We start from the raw sequence: 26,973 nt of genomic DNA, 5'->3' as shown, positions 1-26,973 counted from the left end.
GCGTTGCACACGACCCCCGCACCCGAACCCACCGCCTGCATCCCCGCGCCGCCGGGCCACCCGGACCCGGGGAGCCCGGACCCCTCTGTTCCTGCACGTCCGGCAGCGGAGTGCGCGGGCCCGGGCGCTGCCGACCCGTACAGCACCGCCCAGGCCGCCGCCGTGGAGAACCTGCTGCGCTGCTGGACCCGCGAGGCCGGCCTGCCGGCGCCGGACGACGGCCTCCTGCGCATTCCGCTGCCCGCAAGTGGCACCACCCTGGTCGTCCCCGTCCCTTACTGGTCCCCGACCGGCCGGCACCGCTTCGGCCCCCCGCGCCTGGCCGGAGCCCCCGCGTCCGCGCCGCCGGCGGACGCGGTGACGGTCGCCGCGCTCCTCGCGAGGGAGACGGCCGGGGCAGCGGGCACCCACACGGCCGGGGCAGCGAGCACCCACGGCACCGATCTCGTCGCACGCGTGGCCGACTCCGCCCGCCGAACCGCCGTCTTCCTCCGCGACCGCCGGGAACGCCCGGGAGACGGCCCCGACCTCTTCCTCGCCGCCGAACAGGCCCTCCTCCTCGGGCACCCCCTCCACCCCACCCCGAAGAGCCGCGAGGGGCTCACCGACGCCGAGGCCCTGCTGTACTCACCCGAAGTGCGCGGCTCCTTCCCGCTGCACTGGCTGGCCGTCGCGCCCTCCGTACTCGCCACCGACTCGGCCTGGACCGAGGGCGGGCGTCCGGTCGCCGCGCCCCGGCTCACCGCACGCCTCGCCGGACCGGGCCTGGCACTGCCGGAGGGCTACGCGGCCCTGCCCCTGCACCCCTGGCAGGTCCGCGAGGTCCGGCACCGGCCCGGGACCCGGGCCCTGCTGGACGCCGGACTGCTGCGTGACCTCGGCTCCCACGGCGACCCCTGGTACCCGACATCCTCCCTGCGTACGGTCCACCGCAGCGGTGCGCCCGCCATGCTCAAGCTGTCCCTGGCGCTGCACATCACCAACTCCCGCCGGGAGAACCTCCGCAAGGAACTCCACCGCGGCGTCGAGGTCCACCGTCTGCTGCGTGCCGGCCTGTCCCGGCGGTGGCGGGCCGCGCACCCGGACTTCGACATCGTCCGCGACCCGGCCTGGATCGCCGTCGACGGACCGGACGGCACGCCCGTGCAGGGGCTCGACGTCGTCATCCGGCACAACCCGTTCCGCCCTTCGGACGACGTCTCCTGCGTCGCCGCACTCGTCGCGCCCGCACTGCCCCGCCCGACCGACGGCCCGGGCGGGAACGGCCCCGCCGCGAGCTCCCGGCTCGGCGAGATCGTCACCCGTCTCGCCAGGCGGACCGGCCGCCCGCGCGGCGCGGTCGCCGCCGAGTGGTTCCTGCGGTACCTCGAACACGTCGTCCGCCCCGTGCTGTGGCTGGACGGGGAGGCCGGCATCGCCCTGGAGGCCCACCAGCAGAACACGCTCCTCCTGCTGGACGCCGACGGCTGGCCCGCCGGCGGCCGCTACCGCGACAACCAGGGCTACTACTTCCGCGAGTCCCGCCGCGCGGAACTGGACGCCCGGCTGGCCGGCATCGGCACCCGCAGCGACACGTTCGTCTCCGACGAGGTCACGGACGAGCGCTTCGCCTACTACCTCGCCATCAACAACGTGTTCGGTCTCGTCGGAGCCTTCGGCTCCGAGGGCCTCGCCGACGAACGGCTGCTGCTCGCCGCCTTCCGCGGCTTCCTCGGCCGGCTCGCCTCGGGCCCGGCCCCGCTGCGCAGCGCGCTGCCCGCCCGGCTGCTCGACTCGCCCGTACTGCGCTGCAAGGCCAACCTGCTGACCCGACTGCACGGCCTGGACGAACTCGTCGGCCCGGTCGACACCCAGTCCGTCTACGTCACGATCACCAACCCCCTGCACTCCTGAGCACCCGACGACCACGCCCGACCCCGCCTCCCGAAAGGAGCGACACCGTGGCTTCCACCGACGCGCGCGCCGACGCCGGCACCGACCCGGAGCCCGGCACGGACACGGACGGGGACGACACCCTGGACCTGCACCTGCCCGAGGAGTTCGTCACCCTCTTCCGGGAACCGCCGGCCGGCCCCAGCCCGGACTCGTCCACCGGCGACGACCTGCTCGACCGCGTCGCCGCCTGGGGCCCGACCGCCACCCCCGAGGGCCTGTTCCAGCTGGTGCCCGTCCGTGTCGAGCAGGACGCCGCGCTCATCAGCCGCTGGATGAACGACCGCGCCGTCGCCGCCTTCTGGGAGCTGACCGGCCCGCAGAGCGTCACCGAGGACCACGTGCGGGCCCAGCTCACCGGCGACGGACGCAGCGTGCCGTGCCTCGGCCTGCTGGAGGGGACGCCGATGAGCTACTGGGAGATCTACCGGGCCGACCTCGACCCGCTGGCCCGGTACTGTCCCGTCCGGCCGCACGACACCGGCATCCACCTCCTCATCGGCGACGGCGCGGACCGCGGGCGGGGCCTCGGCACCACCCTGATCAGGGCCGTGGCCGACCTCGTCCTCGACAGGCGGCCCGGCTGCACGCGTGTCCTCGCCGAACCCGACGTGCGCAACACGGCGTCCGTCGCGGCGTTCCGGGGCGCCGGATTCCAGCTCGCCGCCGAGGTCGACCTGCCCGCCAAGCGAGCCGCCCTCATGGTCCGGGACCGGAGCGCACGAGAGCTGCCCTAGGCCCGCACCACCCGTCCCCGCCCGCCAAGGAGCCCACCCTTGCCCCCGCCGTCCCCCCTTCCCCTTCCGTCCCCGCTCCCCGCCGTCGTCACCCGATTGTCAGTGCCGGGCCGTAGGGTGGTCGGGCTATGACGAAGCCCTCACTCCCCGAACTCCTGCACGCCGCCGTAGCCGCCGTCGGCGGCACGGAGCGTCCCGGCCAGGTGGCCATGGCCGAAGCCGTCGCGGAAGCGATCGACGGCGCCTCCCATCTGCTGGTCCAGGCCGGCACCGGCACCGGCAAGTCGCTCGGCTACCTGGTGCCCGCGCTGGCGCACGGGGAGCGCGTCGTCGTGGCCACCGCCACGCTGGCCCTGCAGCGCCAGCTCGTGGAGCGCGACCTGCCGCGCACGGTCGACGCCCTGCACCCTCAGCTGCGCCGCCGCCCGGAGTTCGCGATGCTCAAGGGCCGGTCGAACTACCTGTGCCTGCACCGCCTCCACGAGGGCGTCCCGCAGGACGAGGAAGAGGGCCTGTTCGACCAGTTCGAGGCCGCCGCCCCCACCAGCAAGCTGGGCCAGGACCTGCTGCGGATGCGGGACTGGGCGGACGAGACGGAGACGGGCGACCGCGACGACCTCACGCCCGGCGTCTCCGACCGGGCCTGGTCGCAGGTGTCGGTGTCCTCGCGGGAGTGCCTGGGCGCCTCGAAGTGCGCCTATGGCGCGGAGTGCTTCGCGGAGATGGCCCGGGAGCGCGCCAAGCTCTCCGAGGTCGTCGTCACCAACCACGCGCTGCTCGCGATCGACGCCATCGAGGGCGCGCCGGTGCTGCCGCAGCACGAGGTGCTCATCGTCGACGAGGCGCACGAGCTGGTCTCCCGGGTCACCGGGGTGGCCACCGGCGAGCTCACTCCCGGCCAGGTCAACCGGGCGGTGCGGCGCGCCGCGAAGCTCGTCAACGAGAAGGCGGCCGATCAGCTCCAGACGGCCGCGGAGGGCTTCGAGCGGCTGATGGAGCTGGCCCTGCCGGGCCGGCTGGAGGAGATCCCGGAAGACCTCGGCTACGCCCTGATGGCGCTGCGCGACGCCTGCCGCACGGTCATCTCCGCGATCGGCACCACGCGGGACAAGTCCGTGCAGGACGAGGACGCGGTCCGCAAGCAGGCGCTGGCCTCGGTGGAGTCCGTCCACGACGTCGCGGAGCGGATCACGAACGGCTCGGAGCGGGACGTCGTCTGGTACGAGCGGCACGACCGCTTCGGCGCCTCGCTGCGCGTCGCCCCCATGTCCGTGTCGGGGCTGCTGCGGGAGAAGCTGTTCACCGACCGCTCCGTCGTGCTGACCTCGGCGACGCTGAAGCTGGGCGGCGACTTCAACGGCGTCGGCGCCTCCCTCGGCCTCGCGCCCGAGGGCACGGAGGGCGACGACGTGCCTCAGTGGAAGGGCGTCGACGTCGGCTCGCCCTTCGACTACCGCAGGCAGGGCATCCTGTACGTCGCCAAGCACCTGGCACGGCCCGCGCGCGACGGCGACCGCGGTGACATGCTCGACGAGCTGACGGAGCTGATCCAGGCGGCCGGCGGGCGCACGCTGGGCCTGTTCTCCTCGATGCGGGCTGCCCAGCTGGCCGCCGAGGAGCTGCGTTCCCGCATCCCCGAGTACCCGATCCTCCTCCAGGGCGAGGAGACGCTCGGCGAGCTGATCAAGAATTTCGCCGCCGATCCGAAGACCTGTCTGTTCGGCACGCTGTCCCTGTGGCAGGGCGTCGACGTCCCCGGCCCCAGCTGCCAGCTGGTCGTCATGGACAAGATCCCGTTCCCGCGCCCCGACGACCCGCTGATGAGCGCCCGCCAGAAGGCGGTCGAGGACGCCGGCGGCAATGGCTTCATGGCGGTCGCCGCCACGCATGCCGCGCTGCTCATGGCACAGGGCGCCGGCCGCCTCGTCCGGGCGTCGGGCGACCGCGGCGTGGTCGCCGTACTGGACCAGCGGCTCGCCACGGCCCGGTACGGGAGCTATCTGAAGGCGTCGCTGCCCGACTTCTGGTTCACCACGGACCGCAACCAGGTGCGCAAGTCGCTGGCAGCCATCGACGCGGCGGCGCGGCAGACGGAAGGCGGCTGAGGAAGCCCGGACAGCGCGGGGCCCCGGAACCGGCGCAGAGGTTCCGGGGCCCGGTCGGGGCGGCGGGTCGCTGTCGTGCAGGATCCGCCAGGCGTGGCGCTCAGACGCGACGCAGTACGGCCACCACCTTGCCGAGGATGGTCGCGTCGTCACCGGGGATGGGCTCGTAGGCCGAGTTGTGCGGGAGGAGCCAGACGTGCCCGTCCTCGCGCTTGAAGCGCTTGACGGTGGCCTCGCCGTCGAGCATCGCGGCCACGATGTCGCCGTTCTCCGCGACCGGCTGGCGGCGGACCGTGACCCAGTCGCCGTCGCAGATGGCGGCCTCGATCATCGAATCACCGACGACCTTCAGCACGAAGAGCTCGCCGTCACCGACCAGCTGCCGGGGCAGGGGGAAGACGTCCTCCACGGACTCCTCGGCGAGGATCGGGCCGCCGGCCGCGATGCGCCCGACGAGCGGGACGTACGACGCGGCGGGCTTGCCGGCGGTGTCCGTGGGCTGCACGGAGGCGGCCTGGTCGGAGCCGCGCACCTCGTAGGCCCGCGGGCGGTGCGGGTCGCGGCGCAGGAAGCCCTTGCGCTCCAGTGCCATCAGCTGGTGCGCGACGGAGGAGGTGCTCGAAAGGCCGACGGCCTGGCCGATCTCCCGCATCGACGGCGGGTAGCCACGCCGCTGCACGGAGTCCCTGATGACCTCGATCACCCTGCGCTGGCGATCGGTCAGTCCGGAGCTGTCCGCCCGGATGCCGGGAGGTCGGCCCGGCAGGGAGCGCTTTGGCCCCTCGGCAAGCGTGGCGTCGCTCATCGCATGCACCGGCTCAGGTCGGCCCTGGGGGCGGTCCTGGGCAGTGATCGCGGCACTGTCGGCGGTGGTGGTCACGTCGGCCCCTCTCGATGGTCTCCCTGCAGCACAACGGTAGTAGCTTTCGAAAGGTTGCGCCAAACACACGTTCGAGTGAAAAAACGCGAATCGACCGCCCCGAGAAGAAATCTGGGTGTATGGCTATCGCGGTGCCCGGCGGACAAAAGTGCTCATTGCTGTACTCTTCACCGCCGGGTGGCGACCTCGCAGGTTGTCGCCCCAGTCTGCCATCAGGCATCCCGTTCGACGGGCACCGGTGCCCCATCTGTGCGGGAGTCCCACGGCCCCTCCTCGCGCCGCCCACCGTATCTCCGCATGCGCCGGGGCGGTGCGGGCGCACCCGGGCGTATCCCCGCACCCCGGGGGCATGCGGGCCCTTGTACGCACGGGCGCGACACGCGTGCAGCGCGTGAATGCAGGGACCAAGCCCCACATCTAGTGGTTGGATTGCGGGAGCAGCCCACAAGTTGTGTTCCCCCGGGTCTTCGAGCCCTCCGGGATCGCCTATGCTGGGGGCTGCTTCGAGGGGCCTGAAGGGCCTCGTGAGGCTATTTGAGTCTGCTGTGAGGAGGGTTGGGAGTTCATGCACTGCCCCTTCTGCAGGCACCCCGACAGCCGCGTCGTCGACAGTCGTACGACCGACGACGGCACGTCGATCCGCAGGCGCCGCCAGTGCCCCGACTGCTCCCGTCGTTTCACGACCGTGGAGACGTGCTCGCTCATGGTGGTGAAGCGGTCCGGGGTCACCGAGCCGTTCAGCCGCATCAAGATCATCAACGGTGTGCGCAAGGCCTGCCAGGGCCGGCCCGTCACCGAGGACGCGCTCGCCCAGCTCGGCCAGCGGGTCGAGGAGGCGGTACGGGCCACCGGAAGCGCCGAGCTGACCACCCACGACGTGGGGCTGGCCATACTCGGCCCGTTGCAGGAGCTCGACCTCGTCGCCTATCTGCGGTTCGCCTCGGTCTACCGGGCGTTCGACTCGCTCGAGGACTTCGAGGCCGCGATCGCGGAGCTGAGGGAGGCGACGGGGCATCCCGGCGAAGACGGCGACGAGCCCGGCGCGGGGAGCCAGGAAGACGACCGCGGGTCCACGGGGACGGCACAGGTCCCCGAGCCCGCAGGCGCCGCCGACTGACCGGCGGGCCGGATCCGGACCCTGCGGTCCGGGCCCGGCCGGTCGGCGGCGAGTGAGAAAAGACCTGTTGCGGGCGGAGCCAGAGGTGCCCGCAACACCAGACAGAACACCGTGCCACGGGAACAATCGCGGCACTTCAGGGCGTTTTCGCCCGTACAGGGAGGCGGCATGACAGAGACGGCGAGCGGTCCGGCACGGAGCTCCCGCGCCAAGGGCATCAAGGCGGGCAAGGGACTCCGTGTCGAGCGCGTCCACACCACTCCCGGGGTCCACCCCTACGACGAGGTGACCTGGGAGCGTCGTGACGTCGTCATGACCAACTGGCGCGACGGCTCGATCAACTTCGAGCAGCGCGGCGTCGAGTTCCCCGACTTCTGGTCGGTGAACGCGGTCAACATCGTCACCAGCAAGTACTTCCGCGGTGCCGTCGGCACCCCGCAGCGCGAGACCGGCCTCAAGCAGCTGATCGACCGCATCGTGAAGACGTACCGGAAGGCCGGTGAGGACCACAAGTACTTCGCCTCGCCCGCCGACGCCGAGATCTTCGAGCACGAGCTGGCCTACGCCCTCCTGCACCAGATCTTCAGCTTCAACAGCCCGGTCTGGTTCAACGTCGGCACGCCCCAGCCGCAGCAGGTCTCCGCCTGCTTCATCCTGTCCGTCGACGACTCCATGGAGTCGATCCTCGACTGGTACAAGGAAGAGGGCATGATCTTCAAGGGCGGCTCCGGTGCCGGCCTGAACCTCTCCCGGATCCGCTCCTCCAAGGAGCTGCTCTCCTCCGGCGGCAACGCCTCCGGTCCGGTCTCCTTCATGCGCGGCGCCGACGCCTCCGCCGGCACCATCAAGTCCGGTGGTGCCACCCGCCGCGCCGCCAAGATGGTCATCCTCGACGTCGACCACCCCGACGTGGAGAACTTCATCGAGACCAAGGTCAAGGAAGAGGAGAAGATCCGCGCCCTGCGCGACGCGGGCTTCGACATGGACCTGGGCGGCGACGACATCACGTCCGTCCAGTACCAGAACGCCAACAACTCGGTCCGCGTGAACGACGAGTTCATGAAGGCGGTCGAGCAGGGCGGCAAGTTCGGTCTGCGGGCCCGTATGACCGGCGAGGTCATCGAGGAGATCGAGGCCAAGTCCCTCTTCCGCAAGATGGCCGAGGCGGCCTGGGCCTGCGCCGACCCGGGCATCCAGTACGACGACACGATCAACCACTGGCACACCTGCCCGGAGTCCGGCCGGATCAACGGCTCGAACCCCTGCAGCGAGTACATGCACCTGGACAACACGTCCTGCAACCTGGCCTCGCTGAACCTGATGAAGTTCCTCAAGGACGACGGCCTGGGCAACCAGTCCTTCGAGACCGAGCGCTTCCAGAAGGTCGTCGAGCTGGTCATCACCGCGATGGACATCTCGATCTGCTTCGCGGACTTCCCGACCCAGAAGATCGGCGAGAACACCCGCGCCTTCCGCCAGCTCGGCATCGGCTACGCCAACCTCGGCGCCCTGCTGATGGCCACCGGCCACGCCTACGACTCCGACGGCGGCCGCGCCCTCGCCGGTGCCATCACCTCCCTGATGACGGGCACGGCCTACCGCCGCTCCGCCGAGCTCGCCGCGGTCGTCGGCCCGTACGACGGCTACGCCCGCAACGCGGACGCCCACCAGCGCGTCATGAAGCAGCACTCCGACGCCAACGGAATCGCCGTGCGCATGGACGACCTGGACACCCCGGTGTGGGCCGCCGCCACCGAGGCCTGGCAGGACGTGCTGCGCCTCGGCGAGAAGAACGGTTTCCGTAACTCGCAGGCGTCCGTGCTCGCCCCGACCGGCACCATCGGTCTGGCCATGTCCTGCGACACCACCGGTGTCGAGCCCGACCTCGCCCTGGTCAAGTTCAAGAAGCTGGTCGGCGGCGGCTCGATGCAGATCGTCAACGGCACCGTGCCGCAGGCCCTGCGCCGCCTGGGCTACCAGGAGGAGCAGATCGAGGCGATCGTCGCCCACATCGCCGAGAACGGCAATGTGATCGACGCCCCCGGCCTCAAGCCCGAGCACTACGAGGTGTTCGACTGCGCCATGGGCGAGCGCGCCATCTCCCCGATGGGCCACGTCCGCATGATGGCCGCGATCCAGCCGTGGATCTCCGGCGCCATCTCCAAGACGGTCAACATGCCGGAGACGGCGACCGTCGAGGAGGTCGAGGAGATCTACTACGAGGCCTGGAAGCTCGGCGTCAAGGCGCTCGCGATCTACCGGGACAACTGCAAGGTCGGCCAGCCGCTCTCCGCCAAGACCAAGGAGAAGGAGAAGGCCGAGGTCACCGAGAAGGCCGAGGAGACGATCCGCGCCGCGGTCGAGAAGGTGGTCGAGTACCGCCCGGTCCGCAAGCGTCTCCCGAAGGGCCGTCCCGGCATCACCACGTCCTTCACGGTCGGTGGCGCCGAGGGCTACATGACCGCCAACTCCTACCCGGACGACGGTCTCGGCGAGGTCTTCCTGAAGATGTCCAAGCAGGGCTCGACTCTCGCGGGCATGATGGACGCCTTCTCCATCGCGGTCTCCGTCGGCCTCCAGTACGGCGTGCCGCTGGAGACGTACGTCTCGAAGTTCACCAACATGCGCTTCGAGCCGGCCGGCATGACGGACGACCCGGACGTGCGGATGGCGCAGTCGATCGTCGACTACATCTTCCGCCGCCTGGCGCTGGACTTCCTGCCCTTCGAGACCCGCTCCGCCCTCGGCATCCACTCCGCCGAGGAGCGCCAGCGGCACCTGGAGACGGGTTCGTACGAGCCGTCCGACGACGAGGTCGACGTCGAGGGCCTGGCCCAGTCGGCGCCGCGCGCCCAGGAGCTGAAGGCCGTCGCCACGCCGAAGGCCGAGGTCGAGGTGGCCAAGCCCGCTCCGAAGCAGGCGCACACCAGCGCCGAGCTGGTGGAGATGCAGCTGGGCATCCAGGCCGACGCCCCGCTGTGCTTCTCCTGCGGCACGAAGATGCAGCGGGCCGGTTCCTGCTACATCTGCGAGGGCTGCGGCTCGACCAGCGGCTGCAGCTGATCGGTAGGACCCCATGAGTGAGGGGGGGGGGGGCGCGGGGGGGCCCCCCCCCCCCACCCACCCCCCCGCACGCCCCCCGGGGCCCGCCCCCAGGGGGGGGGTACAACCCCCCGGGCCCCCCCAACCCCCGGAGCCGCCCGCGCCCCCCGCCCCCCCCCCCCCCCGCCCCCCCCCCCCCGCGCGGGGGCCCGCCCCCCCCCCCGGGCCCCCCGCCGGGGCCGCCCCCCCCCCCCCCCCCCCCCCCCCCCTCACTCATTCCACCGGGGTCACGGCCTGCGGGCCGCGCCCATGGTGCCGGTGAACGTCGCCGGGTCGCCCTCGAAGCCGTGGACACCGGCGCGGAACTCCCACGACCCCGTCTCGTCCCGGACGAACTCCGCGACCGTCGCCGCCGTCGCGGCCGGAACACCGCCGAAGCCGTCCTCGGCCAGCACGGTGTAGCCCTCCCGGATGCGCAGGCCCGGGTTGGTCACGCCGTCGAAGGTCCGGTGCCCGGAGCGCTGCTGGATCACGACTCCGACGACCACCCGCGCGTACCGGGCGTCGAGCCGCTCCAGCTCCAGCGTCATGACCTCGTCGTAGCCGAAGCCCTTGCCGTCCTGGCTGTCCCGGTTCAGATAGATCGTGCCGTCGGGGGAGCGGCTGTCGAAGTGCACCACGTAGGAGGGATCGCCGTACGGATCGCCCGCCGGGTACGTTCCGGCGACGACGTCCAGGTCGGCGGGTGGCTGTCCCGCCGGACTCGGGTCCCAACGCAGCGCGACCTCGACCTTGCGGATCCCCTTGCTGAGGCCGTTCACAGACTTCCCCTTCCCCGGTCCTGCTTGCCCCGCCACCCCAACTGCCGAACGGTGTCGGCCGGTTGTCCATCCTGCCATGTGCCCGAGGACGGCAGCGGAAGAGCGGTCCGCCGGAGAGTGACCGATGCCACGTTCTCTGGCCTTACCATGGCGCGGTGCTGGTCAAGTGGATTCGCTGCACCGTGGTCGACCGCCGCGGCTTCGAGCGCGGGCAGCGGAAGTGGGCGGGGCTTCCGGGGGAGCCGGGTTTTCGGGGGCAGGGGGGTGGCTGGAGCCGGGGACGGCCGGACGTGGCCCACGTGTTCGCCTTCTGGGAGAGCAGGGCCTTCTACGACTCCTTCATGGCGCGCTCGCACGACCGGCTCGCCTCGGCCCAGGTGGGCACTTTCAAGGACGCCCAGGTCAGGCTCTTCGACCACCGGTTCGACGTGAAGACCGGGTTCGAACCCCGCTTCACGGACGCCGACCTGCTGCGCGTGGCGCTGTGCCGTGCCCACGAGGACCGGGCCGAGCACTACGTGCTGATGCAGGAGAAGGTCTGGAACCCCGCGATGGCCGGCTCGCCCGGCATGATCCGCGGGCTGTTCGGCGAAGCGCCCGGCAACGAATACCTGGTGCTGTCGATGTGGCGGTCGGCCGCCGAACACGGCAAGTACCGCGCCGAGAGGGTGGAGCGGCTGGCGCTGCGCGCCCAGACGGAAGCCGACATCGCGGCCCTCACGGGGGACATCGTGCAGCTCGAACCCTCCTGGACCGTGTGACCTGCGCCGTACGGGGCAGGTGCGAGTCCTCGGTTCCGCGTTCCACGATCTAGGGTTCTGGCATGGCACGACCACGGCGCATCGTTCTTGTCCGGCACGGCGAGTCGACGGGCAACGTCGATGACACCGTGTACGAGCGCGAACCCGACCACGCGCTCGCCCTGACCGAGCGGGGCTGGGCGGAGGCCGAGGAGACGGGCAAGGGGCTGCGCGAGATGTTCGGCCGCGAGCGCGTCAGCGTGTACGTCTCCCCGTACCGCCGCACGCACGAGACGCTGCGCGCCTTCCACCTCGACCCCGAGCTCATACGGATACGGGAGGAGCCCCGGCTGCGCGAGCAGGACTGGGGGAACTGGCAGGACCGCGACGACGTGCGCCTGCAGAAGGCCTACCGCGACGCCTACGGCCACTTCTTCTACCGTTTCGCGCAGGGCGAGTCCGGCGCCGACGTCTACGACCGGGTCGGCGGCTTCCTGGAAAGCCTGTTCCGCAGTTTCGAGGACCCCGACCATCCGCCGAACGTCCTCCTGGTCACGCACGGACTGGCGATGCGCCTGTTCTGCATGCGGTGGTTCCACTGGACCGTCGCGGAGTTCGAGTCGCTGTCGAACCCCGGGAACGGCGAGGTCCGGATGCTCGTTCTGGGCGAGGACGGCAAGTACACCCTGGACCGGCCCTTCGTACGCTGGCGGGATCCGGAACCGTACGGGATCACGGGATAAGGTGGCAGGGCGATGACCGCTCACTCATCTCCTGACGGGCGCCTGGACAGGGCCCTGGCCACCCTGCGCGGACTGTCGGTGGGGGACGCGCTGGGCTCACAGTTCTTCGTGCCCGCGCACTACCCGCTGCTCAAGCGCCGGGAGCTGCCGCCGGGGATCTGGCAGTGGACCGACGACACCGAGATGGCCGCCTCCGTGGTCACCGTCCTGGCCGCCCACCACCGCATCGACCAGGACGCCCTGGCGCAGTCCTTCGCCGAGCACCACGACTTCGACCGCGGCTACGGTCCGGCGGTCAACCGGCTGCTGCGGCTGGTCCGGGAGGGCGGGGACTGGCGCGAGCTCGCCGCCGCCCTCTTCAACGGCCAGGGCTCCTGGGGCAACGGTGCCGCGATGCGCATCGCGCCCCTGGGCGCCTGGTACGCGGACGACCCGGAGCAGGCGACGCACCAGGCCGAGATCTCGGCCTACCCCACGCATCAGCACCGCGAGGCGGTGGTCGGCGCCATGGCGGTCGCCGCCGCCGCCGCGCTGGCCGCGTCGGCCGACGGCCCGCCCGGGGCGCACGCGCTCCTCGACGGGGTGATCGCCCTGGTGCCGAAGAGCGCCGTCGGCGCCGGGCTGCGCCGCGCCCGGGACATGCTCGACTACGGCGACGCGGCCACCGTCGCCGCCGTACTGGGCTGCGGCAGGCGTACGACCGCCCACGACACGGTCCCCTTCGCGCTGTGGTCCGCCGCGCGGGCCCTCGGCGACTACGAGCACGCCTTCTGGACGACCGCACAGGTCGGCGGGGACGTGGACACGACCTGCGCGATCGTGGGCGGGGTGGTCGCCGCCTCCGGGCCGGCGGGCGCGCCGCCGGCCGAGTGGGTGGCCCGGACCGAGGCGCTGCCGAGCTGGACGGCCGGGGTGGACAGGTCGGCCGGATGACACGCCGGCCACTGCCTCGCCGGTCGGCGATGCAGTGGCCGACAGGTGACGCCTGACGCCCGTCCGACGGAGCTGCCGGGCCGCGGCCGGCCCAGCCGCGCCGTCAGCCCATCCCGGGCCCGGCCGTGCCGGAGAGGGCCTCCAGGTCGCTCTTGCGGACCCGGATCACCAGCCACGCCGTGGCCAGGGCGAGTACGGCCATGGCGGCAGCGGGGACGAAGGCCGCCGAGATGCCCTCGGCGAGCACCTCGTGCCCCCAGGGAGCGGGCAGTTGGTGGGTCCTGGCGAACTCCGCCTTCTGCTCGGGCGAGCTGTTGGCGAGGAAGTCCGGCACCACCTTGGCCGCCTCGTCCCTGCTGGCCGTGCCGAACACGGTCGTCAGGATGGCCAGACCGATCGATCCGCCCACCTGCTGCATCGCGTTGAGCAGCCCGGACGCCGCGCCGGCCTCGTGCTGGGCGACCCCGGAGACCGCGGTGAGCGTCAGCGTCACGAAGTTCAGGCCCATGCCGAAGCCGAAGATCAGCATCGGGCCGAGCACGCCGCCCACATAGGAGCTGTCGGAGCTGATGAGGGCCTGCCAGCCCAGTCCGAGCGCCGCGAGCGCCGAACCCACGAGCATGAACGGCTTGGGGCCGAACACGGGCAGGAAGCGCTGCGACAGACCCGCACCGATCGCGATCACGACCGTGACCGGCAGGAAGGCGAGGCCGGCCTGGATCGGGGTGTAGCCCAGGACGTTCTGGACGAACAGTACGATGTAGAAGAACATGCCGAACATCGCCGCGGCCAGGCACAGCATGATCACGTAGGTGCCGGAGCGGTTGCGGTCGGCGAACATCTTCAGCGGGGTGATCGGTTCCTTGGCCCGGGACTCGATGAGCGTGAAGGCCAGCAGCAGCACCGCTGCCGCCGCGAAGGACCCGATGGTGAGCGTGTCCCGCCAGCCCTCGTCCGCGGCGCGGATGAAGCCGTAGACGAGGGACGCCATGCCTGCCGTCGAGGTCACCGCGCCGGCGATGTCGAAGCGTCCGGAGTGCCGCTCGGACTCGCTGATGTAGAGCGGCGTCAGCACGGCGATCAGGATGCCGATCGGCACGTTGACGAAGAGCACCCAGCGCCAGTCGAGCCACTCGGTGAGCATGCCGCCCGCCAGCAGGCCTATGGCGCCGCCGCCCGCGGAGACGGACGCGAAGACGCCGAAGGCCCGGTTCCGCTCCGGTCCTTCCGGGAAGGTGGTCGTGATGAGCGCCAGAGACGTGGGCGACGCGATCGCGCCTCCCACACCCTGCAGAACGCGTGCCGCCAGCAACTGCCAGGGCTCCTGGGCGAAGCCGCCGAGCAGCGAGGCGAAGGTGAACAGCAGGATGCCGGTCATGAAGACGCGGCGCCGGCCGAGGATGTCACCGGCCCGGCCGCCGAGCAGCAGCAGGCCGCCGAAGGTGAGCGTGTAGGCGCTGACGACCCACGTGAGGTCGGTGGTGCTGAATGCGAGTGCCTCTTGAATGTGCGGGAGCGCGATGTTCACAATCGTCGCGTCGAGTACCACCATGAGTTGGCAGGCCGCGATGACCGTCAGCGCGATGCCGGGATGCCCTTCCCGGCGGGCGGCTCCCGGCTTCTGGTCTTTGATCAAGGAAGAGGTCGTCACGATGTGTCCCCCACGAATGACTTAGTGAACGGTCGCGTTCACTGTTGCGTCAACGGTAGTGACTCCCCGACAGTGAACGCAAGCGTTCACTCATGTCGTTGTCGCGTGTCCCCGTCCCCCGTTGTGGGCGCGCGCCGCGTCTCCGTCCCCCGAAAACCGCTTCTTGCTTCCTGGAGACCCCCGAATGGTTTCTTCGCACTGGGCCGCCCCCGCCCAGACGCCCTCCCGCCGGCGCGGTGCGGTCCTCGAACGCGCGATCCTCGACGCCGCGCTGGAACAGCTCGGTACCGTCGGCTGGAACGGTCTGACGATGGAGGGTGTGGCTGCCGGCGCCCAGACGGGCAAGGCGGCGGTCTACCGCCGCTGGCCGTCCAAGGAGGACCTCGTCGCGGACGCCCTGCGGTCCGGGCTGCCGAGCTACGACAAGGTGCCCGACCTCGGGAGCGTGCGCGACGATCTTCTGGCCCTCTGCCGGCGAGCTCGTGACGCGATGTTCTCGCGCCCCGGGTTCGCCCTGCGAGCGGTCCTTCACGAATGCGACACGATGCAGGCGGAGCGCTTCCATGCGGTGATCTTCGAAGGGGTCATCGAGCCGACCATCAAGATGCTCCGCGAGGTCATCACCCGGGGAATCGAGCGCGGAGAGGTGCGCGAAGAGGCGGCCAACAGCTATGTGTTCGACGCCGTACCGGCGATGATGATGTACCGAGCAAAGGTTTGTGGAAGTGAATGGACGGATCAGGAGGTCGAGGAGATGATCGACCAGCTGATGGTCCCGCTGCTGCGGCCCGAAGGCGCCTGATCCCCGGCTTCGAGAGGTCCGGCGCCCTTAGGGGAACCGGGGTGTCACCGGGGGTCCGGGGCGGCGTAGGCTGAGGGCGCCATGCCGTACGAACCACCTACTCACACCGTCGAGCGCTCTCTCCGCGCCACGACCGGAGCCAAGATCATCGCCGGTGTCGACGAGGTGGGGCGCGGCGCGTGGGCCGGTCCGGTCACCGTCTGCGCGGCGATCACCGGACTGCGCCGGCCCCCGGCGGGCCTCACCGACTCCAAGCTGCTCACCGTCAAGCGGCGGACCGAGCTCGCCGCGGAGCTGCGGGGCTGGGTGACCTCCTACGCCCTGGGGCACGCCTCCCCGGAGGAGATCGACGCACTGGGGATGACCGCGGCGCTGCGACTGGCCGCGGTGCGTGCCCTGGAGACCCTGCCGGTCCGACCCGACGCCGTCATCCTCGACGGCAAGCACGACTACCTCGGGGCGCCCTGGCGGGTCCGTACGGTGATCAAGGGTGACCAGTCGTGCGTGGCGGTCGCGGCGGCTTCGGTGCTCGCCAAGGTCCAGCGCGACAAAATGATGGCCGAACTGGGTATCGACCATGCAGACTTCGGTTTTGCGGACAACGCCGGGTATCCGTCGCCCGTGCACAAGGCCGCACTGGCGGAGCGGGGTCCCACCCCGTACCACCGGTTGTCATGGGCGTATCTTGATGCGCTGCCCCAGTGGCGGCACCTCAAGAAGGTCCGTACCTGGGTGGACGGAAGCGCTCCGGAGATCGAGGGCCAGCTCGGCTTCGACTTCTGACGATTCCGCTCGCAGGCATGCGCCACCCGCCGACGCGAGCCGCACCAATGTTTGATAAAAATCAGCTCATGCCTCTCATTCCCGAGGAGCCTCAGATTCACGAGAAGGCCCAGGGTCCCCGCGCCACTCCGGCCAGCGGCCGCACCGCGCCGACCCCCCGCCCCGTACCCGGCCCCCGTCCCGCGGCTCCGCCGCGCCCCGGTCGCCCCGGCCCTCTGCGGCCGACGCCGCCGGCGCAGCGCACCCCGCGCGACGCGGCCCCGGCCAAGCCCGGACCCTCGGGTCCGGCCACTCCCGCCGCCACCCCGGCGGGTCCGCAGATCCAGCTGATCCCGGCTTCTCCCGAGGGCGCGCTCGACGCGGCCGAGGAAGCCGTGGACCTGCTTCTGGACTCGGGCCGCACCCCTGGTGACGTGCTGGTGGTCACCACCGGCGAACCGCACCCGTGGGCCGCCCACGAACTGTCCTTCGGCGATGCCGCCTACTGGGCGCAGCACGACGCGGGCGACGACGTCTTCTACGCGGACGCCGCCGTCGCCGACCGTGCCGCTGCGCGTCCCGTGGTCGTCGTCGCGCTCAACGGCGGTCCCGAGGCCGCCGCCGTCACCGCTCTGTCGGCGGCCCACTCCCGGGCGGGCGCCCTGCTGATCGTCTGCGGTGACCCGCAGCGGATCAACTCGGTGCTGGGCGCGAGCGCCTGAGCCGTTCGCGTCACGGGGGCGCCGGGCCTCGGCCGTGGAGGCCGGGCGCGACGCCGTTGACCGCCGCCCCGGCACGCGCACGGTGGCGGCATCGGCGTGTCCCGATGGCCGACGCCGGCCGGGCGCACCGCTGCACGCCCGCGGTGCGTGGGCCGAGTCCCGTCGCAGTGCGGCCGGTCGGTGTCGGGCGTACGGGCGTTGCGGACCAGGGGTCGTGGCCGTCGTGCGGCGATCCGGCCCCGTGGCGGTGTCAGGTGTCCTGGTTGTGTCGGGCAGGGAACGGGCGGCGCCCAGTGTCCCGTCGGGCGCGGCTCCGGGGGTGCACGGAAGCGGTGCACCGGGCCGTCCCGCCGCTCAGCGGGCCGCCGCGCGGCGCAGAACGTCCGAGGCGACACCGCCGGTACGCGGCGGCGGAGGCGGTGACTCCGACGTGGCGAAGGGCTCCGGCGCCGACTCCGCGTTGGGCCGGCGGCCGCCGCGGCCCTCGCCGAGGACCTGCCACCCGTCACGGGTCAGCGTGATGTACGCCCCGCAGCGCAGCCCGTGCAACGTGCAGGCGTCACGCAGCCCCCACATCCACGCGCCGTCCTCCTCCGTCCAGCGCGCGTCGCCCTCACGGCAGTAGAGCAGTACGGCGGTGCGCACCGGAGTGCGGCGCCGCAGATCGTGCGGAATGACCCGGCGGAGCTGGGCCAGCAGCGCGTTGCGGAACATCCATCCGTCCGCCTGGGCGCGGCGGCTGGTGAACGAGGCGCTCGCGCGCAGCCGTTCGTCCGGATCGAGCACGGCCACGATCGCGGTCGCCGGCCCGGGACGGTGCCGCGAGTGCAGTCCGCTGACGACCTCCCGCGGATTGCGCAGCAGCGGGATTCCGGCCGACGCCCACTCCGCGGGTTCGAGCAGGCGGGTGGCGGAGGCGGTGGACGGCGACAAAGATGCCGCCGAGGACGAGGCGAATCCGAAGGTCACGTTCCTCCCTTCGGCTACGCGCCCACACTGCGGGCGGGGTCGGATTCGGGGGAGCGCGCACCGCAGTGAAGCCCTGCCGGGACACGGACGAGCCGTGCGGGGAGCGGACTTCAATTCTTCCTGTCGAACTGGGATGCGGCAACGAGCAATTGAGGCCGTCGACCGTTATCGGATGATGCGCGTTCTATATCCCTACCCAGGGAGGCGTCGGGCGACGCATGGGGCGCGGCGCCCCGAGCGACGCCGAGGGATCCGACCTCGGCCGTTCCCGCGGCGGCGGGCGGTCAGCCCTGCACGGCCAGGACCAGTGGCAACACCCCCGGGGCGCCCGCGCGACGGAGCAGCCGGGCGGCGACCGCGAGGGTCCAGCCGGTCTCCGTGTAGTCGTCCACGAGGAGAACCGGACCCTCCTGGCCGCTGAGCGAGGCGGCCAGGGCGGGGGGCACCGCGAGCATGCCGTCGAGCGCCTTGAGCCGCTGTGCGCTGTTGCTGCGGGACATCGCCGGCGCTTCTCCCGTGTACTCGACCGAGCCGAGCAGCGGCAGCCGGCCCACCTCCGCGATGCGCGCACCGAGCGAATGGATCAGCTGCGGGCGCGAACGCGAGGCGACCGTCACCACACCGACGGGGCGCGGCGGGGCGTCGGCTGCGCCGGAGGCCCAGCCGCCCGGCCCCTTCGCCCAGTCGGCCAGCACCGTCACGACGGCCTTCGCGACATCGTCCGGCACCGGGCCGTCGGGAGCGTGCGCCGCCAGCATGGGGCGCAGCCTGTTGCCCCAGCCGATGTCGGACAGACGTCCCAAGGCCCGGCCCGGCCCCGCCTGTTCCCCGGCGGGGATACGGCCCTTCAGCTCCACGCCGATCGCCGGGAGGCCGGTCGGCCACATGCGGCGCGGCTCCACCTCGACGCCGGCCCGGCCCAGGTCGACCCGCGCGGCGTCCAGGGCGGCGGTGGAGGTGTCCGCCGTGAAACGCGGGCCGGCGCAGTTGTCGCAGTGGCCGCAGGGCTTGGCGCCCTCGTCGTCCAACTGGCGCTGCAGGAACTCCATCCGGCACTCCGTCGTCGACGCGTAGTCGCGCATCGCCTGCTGCTCGGCCCTGCGCTGCCGCGCGACCCAGTCGTACCGCTCGGCGTCGTACGTCCACGGCCGGCCGGTCGCGATCCAGCCGCCCTTGACCCGCTTCACCGCGCCGTCCACGTCGAGGACCTTGAGCATGGTCTCCAGACGGGAGCGGCGCAGTTCCACCAGAGGCTCCAGAGCGGGCAGCGACAGGGGGCGCTCCGCGCGGGCGAGGACGTCGAGGGTGCGGCGCACCAGGTCCTCGGCCGGGAAGGCCAGTGAGGCGAAGTACTGCCAGATCGCCTCGTCCTCCTTGCCCGGCAGGAGGAACACCTCGGCGTGATCGACACCGCGTCCGGCGCGACCGACCTGCTGGTAGTAGGCGATGGGGGAGGACGGCGAGCCGAGGTGCACCACGAAGCCCAGGTCCGGCTTGTCGAACCCCATGCCGAGCGCCGAGGTGGCGACCAGGGCCTTGACCCGGTTGGCGAGCAGGTCGTCCTCGGCCTGCTGCCGGTCGGCGTTCTCGGTCTTCCCCGTGTAGGAGGCGACGGTGTGGCCGCGCTGCCGAAGGAAGGCGGTGACCTCTTCGGCGGCGGCCACCGTGAGTGTGTAGATGATCCCGGAGCCCGGCAGCTCGTGGAGGTGGTCGGCGAGCCAGGCCATCCGGTGCGCGGCGTCCGACAGCCGCAGCACGTTCAGACTGAGGCTCTCCCGGTCCAGCGGTCCGCGCAGCACCAGGGCGTCCGACGTGCCCCCGGTGCCCAGCTGCTCCGCGACGTCGGCGGTCACGCGCGCGTTGGCGGTGGCGGTCGTCGCCAGGACCGGCACGCCGGGCGCGAGATCGGTGAGCATGGTGCGCAGCCGCCGGTAGTCCGGGCGGAAGTCGTGACCCCAGTCGGAGATGCAGTGCGCCTCGTCCACCACGAGCAGCCCGGTGGCGGCGGCGAGTTTGGGCAGTACCTGGTCACGGAAGTCCGGATTGTTGAGCCGCTCGGGGCTCACCAGCAGGACGTCCACCTCGCCCGCGGCGATCTCGTCCTGGACGGTGCCCCACTCCTCGGTGTTGGAGGAGTTGATGGTCCGGGCACGGATACCGGCCCGGGCCGCGGCCTCGACCTGGTTGCGCATCAGCGCGAGCAGCGGGGAGACGATCACGGTGGGACCGCTGCCCCGGTCCCGCAGCAGCGCGGTGGCCACGAAGTAGACGGCGGACTTGCCCCATCCGGTGCGCTGGACGACCAGGGCCCGGCGCCGGTCCGCGACCAGCGCCTCGATCGCCCGCCACTGGTCCTCCCGCAGGCGGGCGGCGCCGGAGGGATCCCCGACGAGACGGGCGAGGATGGCGTCGGCCGCTGTCCGGAGGTCCGCGTTGTTCGTGTGCTCCATGCGTTCCATACAACAGGACGGGACTGACAGCCGGCGCGACGGGCGCGAGCGACGGGGAGGACGGCAGCCCGAACCGGGAGAACTGGCCGCTTGAAGTGACGTGTCCCTGATTGAGGTTATCCACAGGGCAAAGCGGAACATCATGATCCGCGAGATCGTCGGGCCATGACGAACCACAGCGAAACGACTGGATCCGCGGAGAACGGCGACATCACCGGACCCGCCCCGGACGGGGCGGCACGGACCTCCTACGACAGCCCCGGTGACGAGCCCCAGGTCACCCTGCGCACCCCGGCGGAGCTGGCGGACGCCCTGCCCTACCTGCTCGGATACCGCCCCGAGGACAGCATCGTCCTGGTCGCCCTGCGCGACAGGGACGGGCGGGGCCGGTTCGGCGGCCGGGCCCGCCTCGGCATCCCCGCGAACGAGGAGGACTGGGCGGGCGCGGCCGGGCAGCTGGTCCACGGCCTGGTGACCGGCAGCGAGCGTCGCGGTGCCCGGCCCGAGCAGATGGTCGCCTACCTCTGCCAGGAGCCTTCCCGGGGCGAATCCGGCCGGCAGGTGATGGAGCGCCTGCGGCCACTGGCCCAGAAGCTGCGCGTCGAGTGCGGCGCCCTCGACGTACCGGTGGTCGAGGCGCTGTGCATCTCGGACGGGCGCTTCTGGTCGTACTGCTGCGACGACCGGACCTGCTGCCCCTCCGAGGGCCTCCCCATGGGGCTGCCGGGCACGTCCGTGCTGGCCGCGGCGGCCACCTACGCCGGCATCCAGGTGCGTGGCTCGCTGCGCGAACTGAGGGCCAGGCTGCTCCCGTGGGAGCACCCCGCGGCGCTCGAACAGGAGGCCGCCCTGGACTCCGCCGGCATGACGATCGTCTCCCGGCTGCTCGACGACGCCAGGCGCGCGGACGTGGCCGAGGAGACGCTCGCCCTGGCCGAACGCGTCATGGGCCGGCTGGCCGACGCCCCTCCGGTGTCCGGCACGGCCGCGCAGGACCAGCGGGACGACCGGCTGCTCGGACACGACGAGGCCGCGGCGCTGATCCTCGGCCTCCAGGACCGTACGACCCGCGACCGCGCGGCGGCGTGGATGGAGGGTGACGAGGCGGGCCCCGCGCTGCGCCTGTGGCGAGCACTGGCCCGCCGCTGCGTCGGGCCCTACGGCGAGCACGCCGCCGCGCCCCTCACCCTTGCCGGATGGGTCGCCTGGTCCGTCGGCGACGAACTGGAAGCACGAGAGGCCCTGGCGATGGCCCTGGGCGCGGACCCGGACTACCTCTTCGCGAGGCTCCTGCACCAGGCCTGCAACGAGGGCCTCGACCCCGAGTCGGTCCGCCGCTGCCTGCGCGCCGAGCGCGCCGGGAGCGGGCGAGCCGATGCCGGCGGGTCGGACGACGGTGCGCTGGACGATGGTGCGGCGGACGAGCGCGCGGCGGACGACGCAGAGCGTGCCGACGGGCCGGTACGTCGCGCGACGGCCGAAGACCCGACGGCGCCGGCGACGCATCCCGCCCGTCGGCGCCGGACGCGTTCGGGCACCGTGGTCGACGGGACCGCCCGTCGCCGGATGAGGGCGCAGAGCCGCGAGCCGGGTGCGCACGTGGTACGCCCCCGGCATCCGGCGGGCGGCGCACACCCCGGCGGTACCCGGCCGAGCCGTACGCGCCCGCGGGCCTCGGGCCAGGAGGCCGCGGGCGGGCAGGGCACCCGCTCGGGAGACACCGGTTCGAGGGAGCCCGGAACGGGAGGGGAGTAGGGGGCGGGGCCGAACGGGTGGATGGCACTGCCGGGTCGCCAATGGTCGGAGACCGACGGGCTTGACCTGGTACGACGTGGCCCGCACGGTGCCGGGCCCCGGACGGTGGCGCGGACGCCGCACCGCAGTGGATCAGCCACCGAAGCGGCCGGGCAAGGGAGTGTTTATCGTCAGGCAGACGACTATGATCGCCGCATGCCCTACGACCCGTCAGCCTTTCCGCCCTTCGCCGTCACCGTGGACCTGGTCGTGCTGACCGTGCGCCGCCACTCCCTGTGCGCGCTGGCGGTGCGCCGGGGCGAGCCGCCGTTCCAGGGGCGCTGGGCCCTGCCCGGTGGTTTCGTACGGGCCGACGAGGACCTGGCGCAGGCGGCGGCGCGGGAGCTGGTCGAGGAGACGGGGCTGCGCGTCCACGACCCCGCCGTGCCCGCCCAGGACAACGGTGCCCACCTGGAGCAGCTCGCGACCTACGGCGACCCGAAGCGCGACCCCCGGATGCGGGTGGTCAGTGTCGCGCATCTCGCGCTCGCCCCCGACCTGCCCGCGCCCCGGGCGGGCGGCGACGCCAGCAACGCGCGCTGGGCGCCGGTCGAGGAGCTGCTTGAGCAGGGAGGGTTCGGCCATGACGGCGAGCCGGTGGCGCCGCTCGCCTTCGACCACGCCCAGATCCTGGCGGACGGGGTGGAACGGGCCCGCTCCAAGATCGAGTACTCGTCGCTGGCCACCGCGTTCTGCCCGCCCGAGTTCACCGTCGGCGAGTTGCGCCGCGTCTATGAGGCGGTGTGGAGCGTGGCCCTCGACCCGCGCAACTTCCACCGCAAGGTGACGGGCACCCCGGGCTTCCTCGTGCCCACCGGCGGTACGACCACCCGCCAGGGCGGCCGCCCGGCCCAGCTCTTCCGAGCCGGCGGCGCGACGCTCCTGAACCCCCCGATGCTGCGCCCCGAGGTGTGACGCCGAGGCTCGGACGGGCCCGGCGCGAACGGCGAGCGACAGTCGGCACGACCGACCCGTTTGCATCCGAAAAGTCGCATAATGCCCGAAAAGAAGAGTATTGCGCGCTATCTTGCTGCAAGTGATCCAGGCCTTCGGATTGACCAGCAACCCCCGCAAGGAGCATCCGCCCGCCGTCGACGACGTCTCCTTCGAGGCACGCGCGGGCCGCGTCACCGCGCTGCACGGAGCCCCGGGCGCGGGCAAGACGACGGTGCTCAGACTCATGCTCGAACTCCAACGCGGCCGTGGCATCACCTACTTCAGAGGCCGTCCCCTGCACCGAATCGCCCACCCCTCGCGCGAAGTCGGCGTGCTGCTGGGCGATGTGCCCGGGCACCCGGACCGCACCGTCCGCGGCCATCTGCGGATGCTGTGCGCGGCCGCCGGTGTTCCCGTCCGCCGTGGCGACGAAGTCCTTGAGTCGGTGGGCCTCGTGAGCCTGCGCGACGAACGCCTCGGCACGCTGGCGCGCGGTATGGACCGACGCCTCGGCCTGGCCTGCGCGCTGCTGGCCGATCCGCACACCCTGGTGCTCGACGACCCGGCCGGCGCGCTCTCCGTTCGCGAGGCCCGCTGGCTGCACGGCGCCTTGCGCGCTCACGCGGCGCAGGGCGGCACGGTCCTGTTCAGCACGGCCGACCCCAAGGAAGCGGCGCGCGCCGCCGACCACGTCGTCACGCTGGAGCAGGGCCGGGTCGTCGCCGACCAGGAGGCCGCGGCCTTCTCCCGTACCCGGCTGCGCCCCCGCGTCGCCGTGCGCAGCCCGCACGCGGCCCGTCTCGCCGCCCTCCTGGCCAAGGAGGCGCGCACGAGCCGCCGTTCCGTCGAGGTCGTGCAGGAGAGCGGGAACCGCCTCGCCGTGTACGGCAGCACGTGCGCCGACATCGGCGAGACCGCCTTCCGGCACGGCATCCTCGTACACCAACTTGCCGACGAGATCGGTGACATGGGGCCGGGAGCGGGTACGGCGTCCGCGGGGCAGTCGCGTCCCGTCCGCCGGTATCGGGCCACCGAGGGCAACCCGTTCCCGACCCTCCGTCAGTCAACCGGCACGGCTCCTTCCGCCACCGGCAAGGGCCCTTCCGCCACCGGTGTGGGCCCTTCGGTCACCGGTGCCGATCCGTCAGCCACCGGGGCGGCCTCCGCCACAGGCCCGTCAGCCACCGGCGCTGTGCCGTCGGCCCCGGACACCTCCCCCTCGCCCGCCGGCCTACGGCATGTGCCGACCGAGGTGCCGGGGACGGTCGGCCCCTGCCGGATTCCCAGCCCGGCCGGCGCTCAGCGGTCCGCCGGCCCCGGGCCGGCCGCCACCACCGTCGACGACGCCGGGCAGTCGGCATCGGACGAGGTCCCCTCCCCGGGCGTTCGAGCCGCCCCGTCGGCCCCCGAAGCGTCCGAGCCGGGCGACGCACCCCGCACCGAGGGCGGGACCGCACCAGACGCCGAGGCCGCCACCCCGGCGTCGGACGACTCCCGCCCCGCGCCGGTACGGACCGCTTCCACCCCGCGAGGGACACCGCACCAGCGCGCCGCGCTCACCCCCGCCGCAGCGGCTTCCGGCCGAGCGCTGTCCCCCCTCCCTCCCCCCATCACCATCCGCTCCGCCCCGAGCCCTCTTCGCCCGCTCAGGTACGAACTGCGCCGCGCGACCGGCATCGGTACCGGGTTCGTCGCCGGGGTGACCGTCCTGCTCGTGTCCGCCGTCACCGCCGTGATCCTCGCCCGTATCGGACACACCCCGCAGCCGCGCCTGCTGGCAGCCTGGCCGCGGGAGCTGCCGCTGCCGCCCGCCGCGCTCGGCGCGGGACTGCTCGGCGCGCTGGCCTTCGGCGACGAGTTCCGTCACCCCGCCCTGGCGGCGGACCGCGGCACCGTGCCCCGCAGGCTGGGGCTGCTGACCGCCAAACTCGTCGTCTCCGCGGCCACCGCGATCCTGCTGGCCGCCCTCACGGTGGGCTGCGACGCCGAGGTGCTCCACCTGTTCTTCGGGCAGGAGCTGTCACGAGTTCCCCCCGACTGGCCCGCGCTGAGCGCCGGTTGGCTCGGGCTCTGCGTCGGATGCGCCTGGTCCGGTGTGCTGGCCGCGGGAATCTTCCGCTCCACGACGGCCGGGCTCGCCGCGGTGGTCGCCGTTCCCGTCGTCGTCGTACCTCTCGTACAAAGGGTCTGGCAGGGCCCGTCCGTACGGACCGCCGTCGGCCTTCCGATGAGGCTGCGGGAGGTGCTCCTGATGCAGTGGCCCTTCGGGGGACAGCGTTACCTGGGCGAGGTCCTGCGAGTGCTCGCCCAACCCGTGGGCAGTGCAATGACGTTGTCGCTGACGGCTCTGCTCTGCGCATATCTGCTCACGGCCCTGCGCGGCAGGACCCGATGACAGCCGTCCGTACCCTTCCGGTTCGACCGTGCGCGCAACTCCTCGGGGAAAGCCCATTTCTTTCCGATAAGGCGTCAATTGCGACGGGGTGAGCGATCACCCTTTCGTGTGCTTTTCACCAAAGACCTCAAGGGAGTTGAGGACCAGGCCGACAAAGGATGCGTGACTACCCTTGCGCACACCATGATGACCGCCGCCCGCTCCGCCGACTCCGGCCTCACGAACCCGGGCGAACTCGACCGCTACCCGTACGCCGAGGCGCCCGCCGCCGACCGCGTCGGGGTGCCCGCCTGGGAAGGCGTGGAGCCCGAGCTGGGGCGGGTGGGCCGGCGCACCGGGGGCAGCCGGGGGCGCGGACTGCACGGGCAACTCGTCCAGCAGCTCGGCCAGATGATCGTTTCGGGCGATCTGGGGGCCGACCGCCCCCTGGTGCCCGAGGAGATCGGCCAGCGTTTCGAGGTTTCCCGCACCGTCGTCCGTGAATCGCTCCGCGTCCTGGAGGCCAAGGGCCTGGTCAGTGCCCGCCCGAACGTCGGTACGCGGGTGCGTCCCGTCAGTGACTGGAACCTCCTCGACCCCGACATCATCGAATGGCGTGCCTTCGGGCCGCAGCGCGACGACCAGCGCCGCGAGCTCAGTGAGCTGCGCTGGACCATCGAGCCGCTCGCCGCACGCCTCGCCGCCGGGCACGGGCGCGAGGACGTCCAGCAGCGGCTGTGCGACATGGTCGGGATCATGGGACACGCCATGGGGCAGGGCGACGCGCTCACCTTCTCCCGGGCCGACGCCGAGTTCCACACGCTGCTCATCCAGGTCGCCGGCAATCGCATGCTGGGGCACCTCTCGGGGATCGTGTCCGCCGCCCTCCACGTCTCCGGCGGGCCGGTCACGGGCTGTGACCGGCCGAACGACGCCTCGCTGGCGCAGCACGGCCGGATCGTCGACGCCCTCGCGGCCGGTGACGGCGGGGCGGCCGAGACGGCCATGCGTCAGCTTCTGACCGTCCACCCCGAGGTGGACCGCGTGGTGCCCGCCCCGCGCGAGCACTGACCGCGCTCGCGCTCCGCCGACACGGCGCGCGCCGGCCACACCAGCCCCCTCCTCTGGCAGTGGCCGGCCGGTTCGCCGTCACCGCGGACCTCGTGGGATCTCCGGGATCCCGCGGGGTCTGCCGGTGTCCTGGCGGTGCACCGACGGCGTCCTCCGCCCCCTCCCGGCGCCGCCCACGGTGTCCCGACGGTGTGATGGACCGCTTGAGGCTCCCGGCATGGTCGAACCGGAACGATTGGCGACCCTTTTTGTTCGCGTGTGACCGGTTTTACGTGCTTACGGGGTGTGACTCGGGCCACGCGGATTGGGCGTAACGCTCGCGGGAACAACGCGATGACCTAAGAGGTGACAGCCGCGGAGGGAATACGGACGCCGTTCACGGCGCTGTGCAT

Annotated in this window: 20 protein-coding genes; 15 read left to right on the top strand and 5 right to left on the bottom strand. The window is 72.3% G+C overall.

The window, feature by feature from the left end:
• The first annotated feature begins 3 nt into the window (after window positions 1–3).
• The 3 genes from ACIRG6_RS28325 (at window position 4) to ACIRG6_RS28315 (ending at window position 4,774) form a co-directional block, all read left to right on the top strand.
• Window positions 4–1,893 carry an IucA/IucC family protein gene (locus tag ACIRG6_RS28325; protein ID WP_403324952.1) on the top strand — a complete coding sequence of 630 codons (1,890 nt, stop codon included), beginning with the start codon at window positions 4–6 and terminating at the stop codon, window positions 1,891–1,893.
• 47 nt (window positions 1,894–1,940) lie between these two features.
• A complete protein-coding gene (locus ACIRG6_RS28320) occupies window positions 1,941–2,669 on the top strand; it encodes a GNAT family N-acetyltransferase (protein ID WP_403324951.1) in 729 nt (242 codons plus the stop codon).
• A 128-nt stretch (window positions 2,670–2,797) separates the two neighbouring features.
• Window positions 2,798–4,774, top strand: coding sequence for an ATP-dependent DNA helicase (locus ACIRG6_RS28315; RefSeq protein WP_403324950.1), 1,977 nt, complete (start codon window positions 2,798–2,800; stop codon window positions 4,772–4,774).
• Between the two features lie 100 nt (window positions 4,775–4,874).
• Here the strand turns inward: ACIRG6_RS28315 and lexA are convergent, their stop codons facing one another.
• Window positions 4,875–5,654, bottom strand: a complete 780-nt coding sequence (gene lexA / locus ACIRG6_RS28310) for a transcriptional repressor LexA (protein ID WP_225631488.1) — start codon at window positions 5,652–5,654, stop codon at window positions 4,875–4,877.
• A 565-nt stretch (window positions 5,655–6,219) separates the two neighbouring features.
• Between lexA and nrdR the strand changes: the two genes are divergently transcribed.
• Both nrdR and ACIRG6_RS28300 read left to right on the top strand, forming a co-directional pair.
• Window positions 6,220–6,771, top strand: coding sequence for a transcriptional regulator NrdR (nrdR, locus tag ACIRG6_RS28305; protein WP_403324949.1), 552 nt, complete (start codon window positions 6,220–6,222; stop codon window positions 6,769–6,771).
• Window positions 6,772–6,939: 168 nt separating this feature from the next.
• Complete coding sequence (locus ACIRG6_RS28300) at window positions 6,940–9,834, top strand: vitamin B12-dependent ribonucleotide reductase (RefSeq protein WP_350723305.1); 2,895 nt, start codon at window positions 6,940–6,942, stop codon at window positions 9,832–9,834.
• Window positions 9,835–10,100: 266 nt separating this feature from the next.
• On the opposite strand, the gene ACIRG6_RS28295 is transcribed toward ACIRG6_RS28300, so the two are convergent.
• Window positions 10,101–10,634 carry a TerD family protein gene (locus ACIRG6_RS28295; RefSeq protein WP_318214730.1) on the bottom strand — a complete coding sequence of 178 codons (534 nt, stop codon included), beginning with the start codon at window positions 10,632–10,634 and terminating at the stop codon, window positions 10,101–10,103.
• A 155-nt stretch (window positions 10,635–10,789) separates the two neighbouring features.
• Here ACIRG6_RS28295 and ACIRG6_RS28290 point away from each other — a divergent pair, with 155 nt between their 5' ends.
• The 3 genes from ACIRG6_RS28290 to ACIRG6_RS28280 all read left to right on the top strand — a co-directional run bounded on the left by ACIRG6_RS28290 (window position 10,790) and on the right by ACIRG6_RS28280 (window position 13,050).
• Entirely contained in the window at window positions 10,790–11,395 is a 606-nt protein-coding gene (locus tag ACIRG6_RS28290; RefSeq protein ID WP_318214731.1) for a YdbC family protein, read from the top strand.
• Window positions 11,396–11,457: 62 nt separating this feature from the next.
• Window positions 11,458–12,117 carry a histidine phosphatase family protein gene (locus ACIRG6_RS28285; RefSeq protein WP_364677501.1) on the top strand — a complete coding sequence of 220 codons (660 nt, stop codon included), beginning with the start codon at window positions 11,458–11,460 and terminating at the stop codon, window positions 12,115–12,117.
• Between the two features lie 12 nt (window positions 12,118–12,129).
• The gene (locus ACIRG6_RS28280; protein WP_318214733.1) at window positions 12,130–13,050 is read left to right on the top strand and encodes an ADP-ribosylglycohydrolase family protein; all 921 of its coding nucleotides are present in this window, start codon (window positions 12,130–12,132) and stop codon (window positions 13,048–13,050) included.
• A 103-nt stretch (window positions 13,051–13,153) separates the two neighbouring features.
• Here the strand turns inward: ACIRG6_RS28280 and ACIRG6_RS28275 are convergent, their stop codons facing one another.
• Window positions 13,154–14,701, bottom strand: coding sequence for an MFS transporter (locus ACIRG6_RS28275; RefSeq protein ID WP_364677505.1), 1,548 nt, complete (start codon window positions 14,699–14,701; stop codon window positions 13,154–13,156).
• A 184-nt stretch (window positions 14,702–14,885) separates the two neighbouring features.
• Between ACIRG6_RS28275 and ACIRG6_RS28270 the strand changes: the two genes are divergently transcribed.
• From ACIRG6_RS28270 to ACIRG6_RS28260, 3 genes are all read left to right on the top strand, one after another.
• Window positions 14,886–15,503 carry a TetR/AcrR family transcriptional regulator gene (locus ACIRG6_RS28270; protein WP_364677507.1) on the top strand — a complete coding sequence of 206 codons (618 nt, stop codon included), beginning with the start codon at window positions 14,886–14,888 and terminating at the stop codon, window positions 15,501–15,503.
• Window positions 15,504–15,584: 81 nt separating this feature from the next.
• On the top strand, window positions 15,585–16,286 hold the full coding sequence (locus ACIRG6_RS28265; protein WP_318214736.1) for a ribonuclease HII: 702 nt from the start codon (window positions 15,585–15,587) through the stop codon (window positions 16,284–16,286).
• A gap of 68 nt (window positions 16,287–16,354) precedes the next feature.
• Complete coding sequence (locus ACIRG6_RS28260; protein WP_318214737.1) at window positions 16,355–16,987, top strand: hypothetical protein; 633 nt, start codon at window positions 16,355–16,357, stop codon at window positions 16,985–16,987.
• A 354-nt stretch (window positions 16,988–17,341) separates the two neighbouring features.
• Here ACIRG6_RS28260 and ACIRG6_RS28255 read toward each other — a convergent pair whose 3' ends face one another.
• On the bottom strand, window positions 17,342–17,956 hold the full coding sequence (locus tag ACIRG6_RS28255; protein WP_350726066.1) for a hypothetical protein: 615 nt from the start codon (window positions 17,954–17,956) through the stop codon (window positions 17,342–17,344).
• Window positions 17,957–18,240: 284 nt separating this feature from the next.
• Window positions 18,241–20,406: a RecQ family ATP-dependent DNA helicase gene (locus tag ACIRG6_RS28250; protein ID WP_403324948.1), complete on the bottom strand. Its 2,166-nt coding sequence runs from the start codon at window positions 20,404–20,406 to the stop codon at window positions 18,241–18,243.
• Window positions 20,407–20,571: 165 nt separating this feature from the next.
• Here ACIRG6_RS28250 and ACIRG6_RS28245 point away from each other — a divergent pair, with 165 nt between their 5' ends.
• The 4 genes from ACIRG6_RS28245 (at window position 20,572) to ACIRG6_RS28230 (ending at window position 26,581) form a co-directional block, all read left to right on the top strand.
• Window positions 20,572–22,161: a DUF4192 domain-containing protein gene (locus ACIRG6_RS28245; protein WP_364677509.1), complete on the top strand. Its 1,590-nt coding sequence runs from the start codon at window positions 20,572–20,574 to the stop codon at window positions 22,159–22,161.
• Window positions 22,162–22,356: 195 nt separating this feature from the next.
• Window positions 22,357–23,115 (top strand): NUDIX hydrolase, encoded by a 759-nt coding sequence (locus ACIRG6_RS28240; RefSeq protein WP_225631501.1) that lies wholly within the window; start codon window positions 22,357–22,359, stop codon window positions 23,113–23,115.
• 121 nt (window positions 23,116–23,236) lie between these two features.
• Window positions 23,237–25,531, top strand: coding sequence for an ABC transporter ATP-binding protein (locus ACIRG6_RS28235; RefSeq protein WP_403324947.1), 2,295 nt, complete (start codon window positions 23,237–23,239; stop codon window positions 25,529–25,531).
• 162 nt (window positions 25,532–25,693) lie between these two features.
• Window positions 25,694–26,581 (top strand): FadR/GntR family transcriptional regulator, encoded by an 888-nt coding sequence (locus tag ACIRG6_RS28230; RefSeq protein WP_364677513.1) that lies wholly within the window; start codon window positions 25,694–25,696, stop codon window positions 26,579–26,581.
• The last annotated feature ends 392 nt before the right edge of the window (window positions 26,582–26,973 follow it).

The organism is Streptomyces flaveolus (genome assembly GCF_044765825.1).
In the GTDB taxonomy this organism is placed as follows: Bacteria; Actinomycetota; Actinomycetes; order Streptomycetales; family Streptomycetaceae; genus Streptomyces; species Streptomyces flaveolus.
Note: the sequence above shows the minus strand (reverse complement) of the source record. Positions and strands in the feature narration are given on the sequence as shown.

Bases quoted from the DNA above. Each gene is read 5' to 3' on its own strand.
- ACIRG6_RS28315 (WP_403324950.1), top strand. From the start codon at position 2,798: ATGACGAAGCCCTCACTCCCCGAACTCCTGCACGCCGCCGTAGCCGCC.
- nrdR (WP_403324949.1), top strand. From the start codon at position 6,220: ATGCACTGCCCCTTCTGCAGGCACCCCGACAGCCGCGTCGTCGACAGT.
- ACIRG6_RS28300 (WP_350723305.1), top strand. From the start codon at position 6,940: ATGACAGAGACGGCGAGCGGTCCGGCACGGAGCTCCCGCGCCAAGGGC.
- ACIRG6_RS28285 (WP_364677501.1), top strand. From the start codon at position 11,458: ATGGCACGACCACGGCGCATCGTTCTTGTCCGGCACGGCGAGTCGACG.
- ACIRG6_RS28280 (WP_318214733.1), top strand. From the start codon at position 12,130: ATGACCGCTCACTCATCTCCTGACGGGCGCCTGGACAGGGCCCTGGCC.
- ACIRG6_RS28270 (WP_364677507.1), top strand. From the start codon at position 14,886: ATGGTTTCTTCGCACTGGGCCGCCCCCGCCCAGACGCCCTCCCGCCGG.
- ACIRG6_RS28265 (WP_318214736.1), top strand. From the start codon at position 15,585: ATGCCGTACGAACCACCTACTCACACCGTCGAGCGCTCTCTCCGCGCC.
- ACIRG6_RS28260 (WP_318214737.1), top strand. From the start codon at position 16,355: ATGCCTCTCATTCCCGAGGAGCCTCAGATTCACGAGAAGGCCCAGGGT.
- ACIRG6_RS28250 (WP_403324948.1), bottom strand. From the start codon at position 20,406: ATGGAGCACACGAACAACGCGGACCTCCGGACAGCGGCCGACGCCATC.
- ACIRG6_RS28245 (WP_364677509.1), top strand. From the start codon at position 20,572: ATGACGAACCACAGCGAAACGACTGGATCCGCGGAGAACGGCGACATC.
- ACIRG6_RS28240 (WP_225631501.1), top strand. From the start codon at position 22,357: ATGCCCTACGACCCGTCAGCCTTTCCGCCCTTCGCCGTCACCGTGGAC.